General features: G+C 59.7%; 10 protein-coding genes. 2 read left to right on the top strand and 8 right to left on the bottom strand.

Annotation, left to right across the window (positions count from 1 at the left end):
• Positions 1-37: 37 nt before the first annotated feature.
• The gene (locus tag FBZ99_RS28090; protein ID WP_145636181.1) at positions 38-4828 is read right to left on the bottom strand and encodes an NAD-glutamate dehydrogenase; all 4791 of its coding nucleotides are present in this window, start codon (positions 4826-4828) and stop codon (positions 38-40) included.
• A gap of 294 nt (positions 4829-5122) precedes the next feature.
• Between FBZ99_RS28090 and pdxY the strand changes: the two genes are divergently transcribed.
• Entirely contained in the window at positions 5123-5998 is an 876-nt protein-coding gene (pdxY, locus tag FBZ99_RS28085) for a pyridoxal kinase PdxY (protein ID WP_145636179.1), read from the top strand.
• A 72-nt stretch (positions 5999-6070) separates the two neighbouring features.
• Positions 6071-6712 (top strand): carbonic anhydrase, encoded by a 642-nt coding sequence (locus tag FBZ99_RS28080; RefSeq protein WP_145636176.1) that lies wholly within the window; start codon positions 6071-6073, stop codon positions 6710-6712.
• A gap of 112 nt (positions 6713-6824) precedes the next feature.
• On the opposite strand, the gene FBZ99_RS28075 is transcribed toward FBZ99_RS28080, so the two are convergent.
• The 7 genes from FBZ99_RS28075 to leuB all read right to left on the bottom strand — a co-directional run bounded on the left by FBZ99_RS28075 (position 6825) and on the right by leuB (position 13521).
• Positions 6825-7646, bottom strand: coding sequence for a lytic murein transglycosylase (locus FBZ99_RS28075; protein WP_092718611.1), 822 nt, complete (start codon positions 7644-7646; stop codon positions 6825-6827).
• 284 nt (positions 7647-7930) lie between these two features.
• Complete coding sequence (locus tag FBZ99_RS28070) at positions 7931-8965, bottom strand: aspartate-semialdehyde dehydrogenase (RefSeq protein WP_069613887.1); 1035 nt, start codon at positions 8963-8965, stop codon at positions 7931-7933.
• 373 nt (positions 8966-9338) lie between these two features.
• The gene (locus tag FBZ99_RS28065; protein ID WP_145636174.1) at positions 9339-9848 is read right to left on the bottom strand and encodes a Dps family protein; all 510 of its coding nucleotides are present in this window, start codon (positions 9846-9848) and stop codon (positions 9339-9341) included.
• Positions 9849-10143: 295 nt separating this feature from the next.
• Positions 10144-10893 (bottom strand): SDR family NAD(P)-dependent oxidoreductase, encoded by a 750-nt coding sequence (locus tag FBZ99_RS28060; protein WP_113352835.1) that lies wholly within the window; start codon positions 10891-10893, stop codon positions 10144-10146.
• A 157-nt stretch (positions 10894-11050) separates the two neighbouring features.
• Positions 11051-11305: an ArsR/SmtB family transcription factor gene (locus FBZ99_RS28055; protein WP_113352834.1), complete on the bottom strand. Its 255-nt coding sequence runs from the start codon at positions 11303-11305 to the stop codon at positions 11051-11053.
• A 146-nt stretch (positions 11306-11451) separates the two neighbouring features.
• Positions 11452-12216, bottom strand: coding sequence for a lipid A 1-phosphatase LpxE (gene lpxE, locus FBZ99_RS28050; RefSeq protein WP_113352833.1), 765 nt, complete (start codon positions 12214-12216; stop codon positions 11452-11454).
• Positions 12217-12408: 192 nt separating this feature from the next.
• Entirely contained in the window at positions 12409-13521 is a 1113-nt protein-coding gene (leuB, locus tag FBZ99_RS28045) for a 3-isopropylmalate dehydrogenase (RefSeq protein ID WP_113352832.1), read from the bottom strand.
• Between the last annotated feature and the right edge of the window lie 42 nt (positions 13522-13563).

The following is a 13563-nucleotide window of genomic DNA, read 5'->3' as shown; positions in this document are numbered from 1 at the left end:
ATTCCCTCATCCCGTGACGGGGACGAGGCGGACTGTCTCATCTTGCCCGGCCGTTCGCAAGATCGCTGAGCAGGCCGGCAGCGACGGTGATGCGGGCGAGGTTCGGATCGCCGCTTTCGCTGAGGCCGCCGAGCTCTTCGGCGATTCGATTGATGCGGATACGGTCTTCCGCATGCCATGCCTGAACCGGCTGCTTGTCCTTCGGATGGTTGGACAAAGCGGAGATGACAATGTCACGGCGGGCGCCAGCGATCTGGTCGAGGCTACGCGCCAGCGCCAGGCTCTCGTAGTGATCGCCGGTAACGATCCGGCTGCCGGCCAGCAGTAGGCGGCCGACGCGGAAGGTCTGCGATACGGTGAAGTAGCTTTCGGCCGCGCGGTTCAGCGTATCGCCGGTGCGTTCGGCGATCTGCATGATCTCAGGCACGAGGACAAGCGCATAGATCGTGGCGATCTCCGACGCGAGCTTCTCCGGCAGGCCGGCTGCCAGATATTCCGCTTCGCGAGCTGCGATCTCGGCCGCGAAATCTGCCGGGATATGGGTGAGGAAGACGGGTCGCAGCTTCTTCAGAGCTGCGCGAAGCCGGCTAACGGTTTCCTCGATTTCACCCTTGGCGGCCCCAGTCTTCAATAGCAGGCGCGTAAGCACGGTATAGACTTCGGTGATCTCGCCATAGACGCGGTTCTGCATCTGGCCGCCGACCTTACCGTCAAGTGCATCCGTCTCGTTCCAAAGCCGGTCGAGATCGAAGCCGTCGCGGGCAATGACGGCGGCCTTCACCACCTCGGCCGCCGACGCAGCCGTTGCATCCATCATGCTGACGGCAAAGCCCGGACCACCACGATTGATCGCTTCGTTGGCAAGCGCCGTGCCGATGATCTCGCGGCGCAGACGATGGCTTTCGATGTCCGTTGAATTCGAGCGTTGCATCTTTGCCGGGAAATAGCGGCTGAGCGTGGTGGCGAAATAGGGATCGTCAGGCAGGTCGCTGGCAACAAGCGCATCGAAGAGGACGATCTTGGCGTAGGAGAGCAGCACGCCGATTTCGGCGCGCGTCAGCGGCCGCCCATTGGCGTAACGCTCGGCAAACGTTTGATCGTCGGGCAGGGTTTCGACCTTGCGGTTGAGCTGCTTTGCCGCTTCCAGCACGCTCATGAAGCGGCTGAGTTCCAGGCCATTGCCGGTCCCCTTGCGCTCGGTCAGCGAGATCGCCAGCGATTGCAGATAGTTGTTGCGCAGGACGAGCGCTGCCACTTCGTCGGTCATGGAGGCGAGCAGCGTATCGCGCTTGGGGCGTGTCAGGCGGCCGTCATGCATGGCGTTGGCAAGCGCTATCTTGATGTTGACCTCGACGTCGGAGGTGTTGACCCCGGCCGAATTGTCGATGGCGTCTGAGTTGCACCGGCCGCCCTTGAGGCCATAGGCGATGCGGCCTTTCTGCGTGACGCCGAGATTGGCGCCCTCGCCGATCACTTTGGCGCGGACTTCGTCCGCCGTGATGCGGATCGGATCGTTGGCGCGATCGCCAACTTCCGAATCGGTTTCGGACGGCGCCTTGACGTAGGTGCCGATGCCGCCGAACCAGAGCAGGTCGACGGGTGCCTTGAGGATCGCCGTCATGATCTCGAAGGGGGTTGCGACCGACTTGTCGATGCCGATGGCGGCGACGGCTTCCGGCGTCAGCGTGACCGATTTTGCCGATCGGGAAATAATCATCGCGCCCTTCGACAAGACAGACTTGTCGAAATCCTGCCAGCTCGAACGCGGCAGGTTGAAGAGCCGCTGCCGCTCGGCGAGCGTCTTGTCCATGTCCGGATCAGGATCGATGAAGATATCGCGATGGTCGAAGGCGGCGAGCAGGCGGATCTTCGGCGACAGTAGCATGCCGTTGCCGAAGACGTCGCCGGACATGTCGCCGACGCCGACGACGCTGAAGGGCGTCGTCTGGATATCGATGTCCATTTCGCGGAAATGCCGCTTCACGGTTTCCCATGCGCCGCGAGCGGTGATGCCCATCTTCTTGTGGTCGTAACCCGCCGAGCCACCTGACGCAAAGGCATCGTCGAGCCAGAAGCCGGCTTCCTGCGCCAATGCATTGGCAGTGTCGGAGAAGGTCGCCGTGCCCTTGTCGGCGGCAACGACGAAATAGGGGTCGTCACCGTCAAGCCGTACGGTGTCGGCAGGCGGGATGATATCGGCGCCAGAGATGTTGTCGGTGATCGACAGCAGTGTGCGGATATAGGTCTTGTAGGCCTCACGACCGGCATTGAAGACCTCGTCGCGGCTGCCGCCGACCGGAAGCTTCTTCGGATAGAAGCCCCCTTTGGCGCCGACGGGGACGATAACGGCGTTCTTCACCTGCTGTGCCTTCACAAGGCCTAGAACTTCGGTGCGATAGTCTTCAGCGCGATCCGACCAGCGCAGGCCGCCGCGCGCCACCTTGCCGAAGCGCAAGTGAACACCTTCCACTTCGACGCCGTAGACGAAGATTTCGCGGAAAGGGCGCGGTTCGGGCAGGCCATCGAGCAGCTTGGGATCGAGCTTGAAGGCGAGCATGGCCTTCGGCGTGCCGTCCGCATTCTTCTGGAAATAGTTGGTGCGCAGCGTCGCGTCGATGGCGTTGACGTAGCGGCGCAGGATGCGGTCATCGTCGAGGCTCGGTACGTCGGAAAGCTCGGCTTCGATGCTCGCGTGCAGCTCGGAGAGCCTCTTCGTGCGGTTCTTGTCGCTGAGTTTCGGGTCGAGCGTATCGTGGAACAATCGGAAGAGCGATGCGGCAATCCTAGGATACTTATCCAGCGTTGCAGAGATATAATCCTGCGAATAGGCGATGCCAGCCTGTCTGAGATAGCGGGAATAGGCGCGCAGCACATTGGTTTCGCGGGCGGAGAGATCGGCAGAGACGATCAGCCGGTTGAAGGCGTCGTTGTCGATCGTGCCGCCGAAGGCAGCAAGGAAGGCTTCTTCCAGGGCGGCGCCATGGCGGGCGAGATCGATCGTCAGGCCGCTGCGGGTTTCGAGCTCCATGTCATGGAGCACGACATGGCCGGTCGAACCGTCCTTGGCCGTGACGTAGATATCGAAGGTGCGCTCGCTGATGACGTTGAAACCGAGATTTTCGAGCAGCGGCACGCGGCGCGACAGCGCCAGGTTGCCGTCGCCGTGGAAGATCTTCAGCGAGAGAATGTCGCCTGCCTCGTCCTTACGGATATAGAAGCCGATGCGGATCGGCTCAACACCGGCAGTGGCGATGATATCTGGCAGATCGGCAAAGGCGTCTTCCGGCGAGAAGGCTTCTTGAAAAGCCTGGCTGACGGAGATGCTCGGCGCCTTCGGGCCGGCCAGCATGGCGAAGCGTTCGTCCCAGCGGGCTGTGATGGCACGGATCGCCTCCTCCAGCTTGGCCTGCGGAACATGCGGCGTCTTGCGGGCGCTGCGGCCAATGATGAAGTGCACGCGCGCCACGCCACCTTCCGGGAAAGCCGGGTAATAAGCGGAGACGCGGCCGTCATAGACCGACTTCAGGTAATTGCCGATCTTCTCGCGGACAACGGAATCATATTCCTCGCGCGGGACATAGACGATGACGGAGACGAAACGGTCGAAATGGTCGATGCGCGGCAATGCGCGAACGCGCGGCCGGTCGGTCAGGTCGTTGATCTGCTCGGCGAAGCTTGCCAGCAATGAGGTGTCGATCTGGAAGAGATCGTCGCGCGGATAGGATTCCAGCGTGTTTTCGAGCATTCGGCCGGAATGGCTAGTGGGATCAAAACCGAAATGATCTTTGACCTTCTGCACCTTCGAGCGCAGCAGCGGCACTTCCGCGGCAGCGCTGGTATAGGCTGTGGAGGTGAAGAGGCCAACGATGCGCAGCTCGCCCGTCACGTTGCCATCCGTGTCGAAGCGCTTGACGCCGACATAATCCATATAGGCGCGGCGGTGGACGATCGATTTGACATTGGCCTTGGTGACGATCAGGAAATCCGGGCCGTCGAGGAAAGCGAGGATTTCCGGTGTCGTCGTGACGGCGTCCTTGCCCTGCCGAAGAACGCGGACATCCGGATTGGAGAGGATGCCGAGGCCGGTGCCGCGATCCCGCTCGACCTTCGCATCGGCGCCCTTGCCGGAATAGACATATTCACGCATGCCGAGGAAGGTGAAATTGCCGTCCCGTAGCCAGGCAAGGAAGGCGAGCGCTTCGTCGCGATCGTTCTTGCGGCGGCCGGCGGCCTCATAGGTTGATAGTTCCGATATCACGGTATCCAGGCGCGACAACATTGGCTTCCAGTCGGAAACGGCAAGATGCGTCTGATCGAGCACGGTCTGAAGCCGCTTGGTCAGATCGCTCGCCTGCGCTGTCGTCAGCGGCGAGAGATGAAGCTGGATATGGCTGACGCGACGGGCCGGGTCGCTCGGCTGATCGGCCGAATAAAGGCTCGGCTGCTTGCCCTTCTCGATGACTAGGATCGGATGCACCGCCATGTAGAGATCGCGGTAGCTACTGGTCACCTCGCCCATGATCGATTCATAGAGGAAGGGCATGTTGTGGTCGGTGATCGAGAGGATCGACACCGCAACGCCATCGGGCTCGATGCCGGCGACCTGCTCTATGTTGACGCGGGGAACCGTGCCGCTCCAGGCTGCCAGTTCCCTAGCGGCATGCGCTGCGGCAAGGGCCAGCATTTCCGGGCTGTAAAGCTCCATGTCGTCATTGCTCGCCCGGCCGAACAGGATTTCGGGATCGAGATGCGCTTCACCCGTTGCCGCGGCAATTTTGCGTGCCGCTTCGATCTGTTTTTCCCGTTTCGGATTGGTCTTAGGCGCCATGGAATTCCTCCCGATCTTCGAATTTTGACGACAGTAGCAGAAGGTTTAGCGAAAAAACTGGCAAAAAGAATGCGAATTTGGTTGCTTTCGGACTGATTTTGGCCGGTTTCTTTAAAAATCTTGCCGAAACGCGCGATCTCGGTGCAAAGCGGATATCATCGGTGTGACATTGGCGGAATCAACTCGTCAACAGAGGTTTTCATGACTCTGTGAAGTGCGGTTGACAGAGTGCCGCCAAAGGGATCATCAACGGCGCCATGGCAGTTTGAAGCCCTGAACTTGAAAGCTAGCATCATGTCGCAAGTGTCCGCCGGCGCTGTTATCGTCATCTCCAGCCACGTCGTCCGAGGGTCCGTCGGCAATCGCGCCGCCGTTTTCGCGCTGGAGACGCTTGGCCATCCGGTGTGGGCGCTGCCGACGATCGTTCTGCCGTGGCATCCCGGTCATGGACGTTCGACGCGCTTGACCTTCAACGAGGCGGATTTCGACCATGCGATCGACGATCTCATCGCCGCACCCTGGCTTTCCGAGGTAAAGGCAGTTCTGTCGGGATATTTCGGCAATGCTGCACAGGCGCATTCCGTTGCAAGGCTCGTAACGGCTTTGCGGGAGAAGAACCCTGATCTCCTGTATGCCTGCGATCCTGTCATCGGCGATGCCGGCGGGCTTTATGTGCCTGAGGCAACGGCGGAAGCGATCCGCGACCATCTGATCCCGCTGGCGTCGCTCGCAACGCCGAACCGCTATGAGCTTGCCTGGCTTGCGGGAGCGCCCCTCGAGGATAACAACGCCATCATGGAGGCGGCTCTCGCGCTTGGCCCGTCGCGCATGCTGGTGACGTCTGCCGTGCCGATGATGGCCGGCGGCATTGGCAATCTCTATCTCAGCGGCCGAAATGCGCTGCTTGCCGAACATCGCAGCGTGGAAGGTGCGCCGAACGGGCTCGGCGATCTCTTATCCGCTGTGTTCCTGTCGCGCCTGCTTTCCGGCATGGATGAGGAGCGGGCGCTGCAGCTGACGACGGCTAGCGTCTTTGAAGTGCTGGCGCGCGCCGTCAAGCGCGGCAGCAACGAGTTGACGCTTGCCGTCGATTCCGCAAGCCTGTCGACGCCGATGGCGATGGTGCAGCTAAGGCATCTCGTCCATCCGGTGCAGCGGAAGAAAAAGTAACGGCTGGAAGCGGCGGGAGCTTTTTGCGGCGCAGCAGTTGCCATCGGCCGAAGTGCATTGTAATTCAATATCATGAAAAGCTTTCCCGACACCCTTCTGAACGGTTATCGCAACTTCATGAGCGGGCGTTACGTCGATGAGCGCGAACGCTATCGCACTCTCGCTGAGCTTGGCCAAAGCCCATCGACCCTCGTGATAGCCTGTAGTGACTCCCGTTCGGCGCCGGAGATCATCTTCGACGCCGGGCCGGGCGAACTCTTCGTCATCCGTAACGTCGCCAACATGGTGCCGCCCTACGAGCCGGATAGCAATTTCCATGCGACTTCGGCAGCGCTGGAATTCGCTGTTCTGTCGCTCAAGGTTTCCGATATCGTCGTGATGGGCCATGGCCGCTGCGGCGGCATTCGCGCCGCACTTGACCCGAATGCGGAGCCGCTGTCGCCGGGCGATTTCATCGGCCGCTGGATGGCGCTGCTGAAGCCCGCGGCCGAACAGATCCAGAGCAATGACATCATGACGCAGACCGAGCGCCAGACCGCGCTGGAGCGCATTTCGATCCGCAATTCGCTCGACAATCTGCGCAGCTTTCCGGAGATCAAGGCACGTGAGGAGGAGGGCAAGCTCAATCTCCATGGCGCATGGTTCGATATTTCGACAGGCGAGCTGTGGGTCATGGATCCGGCCACGCGCGATTTCATCCGCCCTGAGATTTAAGAGGCCTGAGGTTTAGGAGTCAGGCGCCTGGCAGGACGGCAGGTGGATCAAACGAAAAAAGGCGCCGCAGACCATCTGGTCGCAGCGCCTTTTTTGATTCACGAGATCGGGCTTACTTGCCGTCGATCTGCTGGCCGATATAGGCGATCGCCTGCTGATAGACCTTCGCGTCGTTCCATCCGGCGATAGCGGAGAAATTCGGCTCGCCGGGCTGGTAACCGGCACCCGGCTGCCAACCATGGCCGCGCAGGAAGTTGGCGGTCGAGGCCAGTGCATCCGCGCGCGAGCCGACAAGATCGACCCTGCCATCGCCATCTTCGTCGACGCCGAAGGCGACTACGTTTTTCGGCATGAACTGCGTCTGGCCGATTTCGCCATGAGCCGCGCCGCGTGCTGACGGGCTGAGATAACCTTCGCCGACGAGCTTCAGGGCCGCGTAGAGTTGCTCGGTAAAGAACGCGGAACGACGGCAATCATAAGCAAGCGTCGAGACGGCCGAAAGCGTATGCTGGTCGCCCATATAGCTGCCGAAGCCGGTTTCCATGCCCCAGATGGCGATGATCGGGCCTGGGGGAACGCCGAAGCGCTTCTGGATCTTGGCGAAGAGGGCCGCGTTGGCCTGCTTCATGCTCTTGCCGCGATTGATGATCGTCTGGCCGCCGCGCTTCTTCATGAATTCCTCGAAGGAAAGCTTGAAGCTCTTCTGGCCGCGGTCGGCGCGGATGGTAGGCTGGTTGTAATGAACGTTGGCGAAGGCCCTGTCGAGGGTAGAGGGGCTAACACCCTGTCCCTGCGCTTCCCGTTTGAATTCCTGCACCCAATTCTCGAATCCGGCGGAAGTGTTGCCGCAAGATGCGGCGTTTGCCGCAAGCGGCATTCCCAGCAGCAATCCGCCCGCCACGAGAGCTGCCATTCCAGATTTTGTGAAGCGCATTCAGTGTCCCCGAAATCTTACCGCGGTGCGAACGCGGTAACCGTTTTCAATGGCGCGTAAACCCTTGAAAGCCAGGGGATCACGCGCGTTTAGTCGCCACCGGACCATGCCAGCATCCGACCATCATGTCATCATGTTTTAGCGAGTGATGTTTTCGTTTCATGTGAAACATCGCCGCCAAAATCATTCAGAAAAGCCCCGCCTTTCATCCGAAATGGCGGGGCTTCCGTTCTAACCTGCTTACCCAAAGAGGGTTGATAAACCGTAAATTGGTTTACAGATCCTTATGCAGCCTGCTTGCGTGGCTTGATCAGGCCGCGATTGACGAGCAATTCGGCGATCTGAATGGCATTGAGCGCGGCACCCTTGCGCAGGTTGTCGGAGACAACCCAGAGGTTGAGGCCGTTCTCGACGGTCGCGTCTTCACGGATGCGAGAAATATAGGTCGCATCTTCGCCGGCGGATTCGTAAGGCGTGATATAACCGCCGTTTTCGCGCTTGTCGATGACGAGGCAGCCGGGCGCTTCACGCAGGATATCGCGAGCCTGATCGGCGGTGATCTCGTTTTCGAACTCGATGTTGACCGATTCCGAATGGCCGATGAAAACGGGCACACGGACAGCCGTGCAGGTGACCTTGATTTTCGGGTCGAGCATCTTCTTGGTTTCGGCCAGCACCTTCCATTCTTCCTTGGTGTAGCCATCTTCCATGAAGACATCGATATGCGGGATGACGTTGAAGGCGATGCGCTTGGTGAACTTCTTTGCCTCGATCGGATCGGCGACGAAGACGGCGCGGGTCTGGTTGAACAGCTCGTCCATGCCGTCCTTGCCGGCGCCGGAGACCGACTGGTAGGTCGAGACGACGACGCGCTTGATCTTGGCGAAGTCATGAAGCGGCTTCAGGGCGACGACGAGCTGCGCGGTCGAGCAATTCGGGTTGGCGATGATGTTGCGCTTGGTGAACTGCGTGACGGCATCCGGGTTCACTTCCGGCACGATCAGCGGCACGTCGGCGTCATAACGCCACGCGGAAGAGTTGTCGATGACGACGCAGCCCTGGGCGCCGATCTTCGGCGAGAACTTCTTCGAAACGTCGCCGCCGGCCGACATCAGGCAGATGTCGGTGTCGGAGAAATCGTAGTTCTCCAGGTTGGAAACCTTCAGCGTCCGGTCGCCAAAGGAAACTTCGGTTCCCTGCGAGCGGGCCGATGCGAGTGCCACGACCTCATCCGCCGGGAAGCCGCGTTCGGCCAGGATATTGAGCATTTCGCGGCCGACATTCCCGGTCGCGCCCGCTACTGCAACTTTGAAACCCATTTCTCAAGCTCTCTTTCTCTTCTCTCCTCTTTGGCGAGGGGGGGAACCGCAGCCATAACGACCGGTTCCTGTCCCCGGCCGAGCCGGGGAGAGAGCGGCAGGCCAGAGACGTCAGACGGTTTTCGTCGTCGTTTTGGCCTTGGTTTTGGAAGAAACCGGAAAATAGACATCCCGCCCGGCACATTGCGCCAGGTGACTGAAGCTATCGAGCTGTTCGAATCGAACCATGGAAGTCTTCCTTTTCCGTCGCCGGTTCTAAGATGTTTTCCACAGGAGTCAAGGATTTCCTCGCTTGTATCGGTGCGGAAGCGAGGAAATCGGAGGCGTCGAAACCAGCCTTCAACTTATCAAATTGGAAGGCGCCGGTTCGGTGTCAGCGGTTGGACTTGCGCGTGATTTCAAACAGGAACCAAGTGCGGCGCTCGGTCTCGTCTATCCAGTTTTCCAGAAGGCTGGCCGTGGCGACATCGCCATATTCGTCGCAAACGTCGTGGACGGCACGCATTTCGGCGGAGAGCTTGAGGTTATCGTCAGCCAGTTCGGCGAGCATGTCCTGCGGGTCGACATATTCGGCGTCGTTGTCGGGAATGCGCTGCAGCTTGGCGATCTGGCCGATCGAGTGGAGGGTCGTTCCGCCGATCTTCCGGCAGCGCTCGGCCATAGGATCGGTCATGGCGAAAACCTGATCGCCGTGCTCGTCGAGAAGCAGGTGATAATCACGGAAATGCGGGCCACTCATGTGCCAGTGAAAATTCTTAGTCTTCAAATAGAGAGCAAAGACATCCGCCAGCAGCGCGGTCAGAGCCGCGGAAATATCGCGCGTCGCTTCTTCGCTGAGATTGGTGCGAGTGCCCAATTTCGATTTGGTATTGGCAGTATTCATAAAGACGTCCTCCATTTGTTGTTCACGACAGCGATCGTCGGCGGATCTTAGGGGAGTTCGATGACATCAGCTGCTGCGTGGGATCGCATTGAAGACAGGATTATTTTAAATCTCACAGCCGAGCTGTCGCTTCGCGGCACGATCAACTGCGATGCTAAGCGGAAAACCCGAACGTCTTTACTAAATAGGAAAATGAGATGGTTTGGCAATTGCTTGCTAATGTATTAGCCAGGCGCGCGGTTGTGTCGCGCCCGGCAAACTGCCTCCTCTCGGAAGGCAGCACCGCGAATAGCGGCTACTTCAGACCGCCACCGACATAGAGGGTTTCGCCGGTCACCCACGCGGCATCCTGCGAAGCGAGGAAGACGGCGACCGGAGCGATATCGGTCGGCTGGCCGAGACGGCCGAGGGGCGTCTGGGAGACGAGATGCTTCTCGAAGTCGCTGCCGATGACGCCTGCCGCAACGACACCCTCTGTTTCAACGCCGCCCGGCGCCAGGTTGTTGACCCGGATATTCCGCGGCCCGAGCTCTTTGGCGAGGATCTTGGTAATGGAATCGACCGCGGCCTTGGTTGCCGTATAGACGGAGGCAGTCGGCAAGTTCATGCTGACGGCGTTGGAGCCGATGTTGATCACATTTCCACCTTCCGGGCCGAAATACCTGACGGCTTCCCGCGTGGTCAGCAGCGTGCCCAGCACGTTGATATTGAATTCACGGTGGAATTCTTCCTCGGTGAATTCCTCGATGGTCGCGAATTGGTAGACGCCGGCATTGTTGACGAGGATATCGACGCGGCCAAATGCCTGTTTCGTTTCGGCGAAGAGGCGTTTGACGTCTTCGGCTTTGGAAACGTCGCCGTGCACGGCGAGCGCCTTGCCGCCCTTGGCGGTGATTTCGGCTACTACCCTGTCGGCGCCTTCGCGGCTCGATGCGTAATTGACGACAACGGCCGCGCCCGCTTCGCCCATTGCCTTGGCGATGCCGGCGCCGATGCCCTTGGATGCTCCAGTCACGATCGCGACCTTGCCTGCCAGTTTGCTCATGTCACTTTCCTTCGAAAAACTTAGACAATTTTACAATCATCGAATTATTTGGCGCATGCGACCCGAAAACCGATCGCACCGTCACTTTGATATTTAGATAATCATCTAATTGATACAAGAGCCACGAGAAGAAATGCTGATGGCGTGTAAGGAATTGTCAGATCTTGGAAAGTTCCGCCATATAAGCGTTCAGAGTGTCGCGACGTAACACAAGATTGGCGAATTTACCTTCGCGCTGGATCTCGATGAGCCCGGCATTCTCGAGTTCCTTGATGTGATGCGACATTGTCGCGGCGCTGACGGCGTGGCACTCGTTCAGGAGGCTGCAGGGCGTAGGCTCGGTTCGCGTACCGATCTCTTTCAGAATCTGCACACGTCGCGGTTCGGCAAGTGCCCGGGAGATCAATCCCATCTGCCTCTCGCTTAAACGTATTGGCCCGGCATCCATGGTGTTCATCGCAAACGAAATCGGGTTGACCGTCTTCGGTCATCCCTATTCTGCCAGATATATGAATGTGCGAGGGCCTTGGCAACCTTTGCGCTGCGGCCGTGACCGGCTCAGGAATCGGTCTGTCGCGTCTTGCCGCTTTTGAATAGTGGCAAGCGCGGCGTCGGCCAGCCGGCGGCGTTGATGCGAAAAAGCAAGCCGTAGCGGGAATAGATGATCGCCGTTACGAAGGAAAACCAGCCGCCGAGCGCCAGACCGGCCACCACGTCACTCGGATAATGGGCGCCGACCATGACACGCGTGATCGCCAGCCATAAGGCGCAGGCGGCGAAGATGTAGCGATAGCGCGGAAACAGGAAGGCAAGCGCCACGAACAGAGCGCCGATGGTCGTGGCATGGCCGGAGGGGAAACTTTCGAAGCTGGCACGGCCATTGAAGGGCGAAAAGCCGAAGGGTCCCCAATCGGCAAAATGCGTGGGGCGGGCGCGTCCAATGGCGCGCTTCAGCAAATTGGCGAGGATACCGGAAAGCGCCACGGTCGTCAGGAGATAGCCGCCGATCTGGCAGATGCGCAGTGCTTGGCAGCGACAGCGCTGCGAGTACAGCAGCCTGCTGCCAGCCCAACCTTCGAAAAACAGGAAGGCACTGATGAGAAGGATCCATCCGGAATCGCCGAAATTCGTCAACATTCCGCCGACGAAGCGAAGGCAGGGCGACAGGCTTTTAAGGGTGGCGCCGACAGGCCAATCGAACAGGAGAGCCGAGAGAAGGACGATATTGGCGGTCAGAAAAAGGCATATTTTCCAATGAGATGGTGCAAAAGCAGCATCACTTCGCCGCCAACGCCTATCGAGAGACGTCAAGATCGCCTGCATAATCAGTGCCTATGTCGATTTCCAATCGGTCCGACTGATAGCAGGTTGTTGTTACAGTTTTTTAGAAAATCAGAACGGAGCGTCGCGGCGATCTCAAGCTGAGAAACGCCTATCCCGTTCACAAGAAAAACCCGTTCCTCGCGGAACGGGGCTTCGTGTTTCACGTGAAATATACCAGGCGATCTATCTGGCTTACGCCGAAAGGGCCCTGAATTCGGCGAGGATGGCGTCGCCCATTTCTGTCGTGCCGACCTGGCGGCTGCCAGGCGACATGATGTCGCCGGTGCGGATGCCGCTGTCGAGGACGTTGGCGATCGCCTTTTCCAGCGCATCGGCCTCAGTGACCAGGCCGAAGGAATAGCGCAGGCACATGGCGAAGGAGGCGATCATGGCGATCGGGTTGGCAATGCCCTTGCCGGCGATATCGGGCGCGGAGCCGTGTACTGGCTCGTAGAGCGCCTTACGCTTACCGGTCTTGGCATCGGGGGCGCCGAGCGAAGCCGACGGCAGCATGCCGAGCGAGCCGGTTAGCATGGCGGCGACGTCGGACAGCATGTCGCCGAACAGGTTGTCCGTCACGATGACGTCGAACTGCTTCGGCTGGCGAACGAGCTGCATGCCGCCGGCGTCCGCGAGCATGTGCTCGAGCTGCACGTCGGCATATTTTTCCTTATGCGTCGCGGTGACGACCTGGTTCCAGAGCACGCCCGACTTCATGACGTTGCGCTTTTCCATCGAGCAGACGCGGTTGTTGCGGGTGCGCGCCAGTTCGAAGGCGACGCCGGCAATACGCTCGATCTCGTAGGTGTCGTAGACTTGGGTGTCGATGCCGCGTTTCTGGCCGTTGCCGAGGTCGATGATCTCCTTCGGCTCGCCGAAATAGACGCCGCCCGTGAGTTCGCGCACGATCAGGATGTCGAGCCCCTCGACCAGTTCCGGCTTCAGTGACGAGGCCGATGCCAACGCCGGATAGCAGATGGCCGGGCGCAGGTTGGCGAAGAGCTGCAGATCCTTGCGCAAGCGCAGCAGGCCGGCTTCCGGACGCACTTCGTAGGGAACGCTATCCCACTTCGGGCCGCCTACGGCGCCGAAGAGCACGGCGTCGGCGGCAAGCGCTTTCTGCATGTCCTCTTCGGAGATGGCGGCGCCATGCGCATCATAGGCGCTGCCGCCGACAAGACCTTCATCCGTAACGAAGCCGGCATTCTTCGCCTCGTTCATATAGGCAATGATCTTGCGAACTTCGCCCATGGCCTCGGGGCCGATGCCGTCGCCCGGCAGGAGGAAAAGATTGCGAACTGTCATGGGAAAGCCTCCGCGAAAGAAAAAGTTGCGGGGTTTTTAGAC

The organism is Rhizobium sp. ERR 1071 (assembly GCF_007828675.1).
Taxonomy (GTDB): domain Bacteria; phylum Pseudomonadota; class Alphaproteobacteria; order Rhizobiales; family Rhizobiaceae; genus Rhizobium; species Rhizobium dioscoreae.
Note: the sequence above shows the minus strand (reverse complement) of the source record. Positions and strands in the feature narration are given on the sequence as shown.

Coding starts and splice junctions, on each gene's coding strand:
- FBZ99_RS28090 (WP_145636181.1), bottom strand. CDS start 4,828: ATGGCGCCTAAGACCAATCCGAAACGGGAAAAACAGATCGAAGCGGCA.
- pdxY (WP_145636179.1), top strand. CDS start 5,123: ATGTCGCAAGTGTCCGCCGGCGCTGTTATCGTCATCTCCAGCCACGTC.
- FBZ99_RS28080 (WP_145636176.1), top strand. CDS start 6,071: ATGAAAAGCTTTCCCGACACCCTTCTGAACGGTTATCGCAACTTCATG.
- FBZ99_RS28075 (WP_092718611.1), bottom strand. CDS start 7,646: ATGCGCTTCACAAAATCTGGAATGGCAGCTCTCGTGGCGGGCGGATTG.
- FBZ99_RS28070 (WP_069613887.1), bottom strand. CDS start 8,965: ATGGGTTTCAAAGTTGCAGTAGCGGGCGCGACCGGGAATGTCGGCCGC.
- FBZ99_RS28065 (WP_145636174.1), bottom strand. CDS start 9,848: ATGAATACTGCCAATACCAAATCGAAATTGGGCACTCGCACCAATCTC.
- FBZ99_RS28060 (WP_113352835.1), bottom strand. CDS start 10,893: ATGAGCAAACTGGCAGGCAAGGTCGCGATCGTGACTGGAGCATCCAAG.
- FBZ99_RS28055 (WP_113352834.1), bottom strand. CDS start 11,305: ATGGGATTGATCTCCCGGGCACTTGCCGAACCGCGACGTGTGCAGATT.
- lpxE (WP_113352833.1), bottom strand. CDS start 12,216: ATGCAGGCGATCTTGACGTCTCTCGATAGGCGTTGGCGGCGAAGTGAT.
- leuB (WP_113352832.1), bottom strand. CDS start 13,521: ATGACAGTTCGCAATCTTTTCCTCCTGCCGGGCGACGGCATCGGCCCC.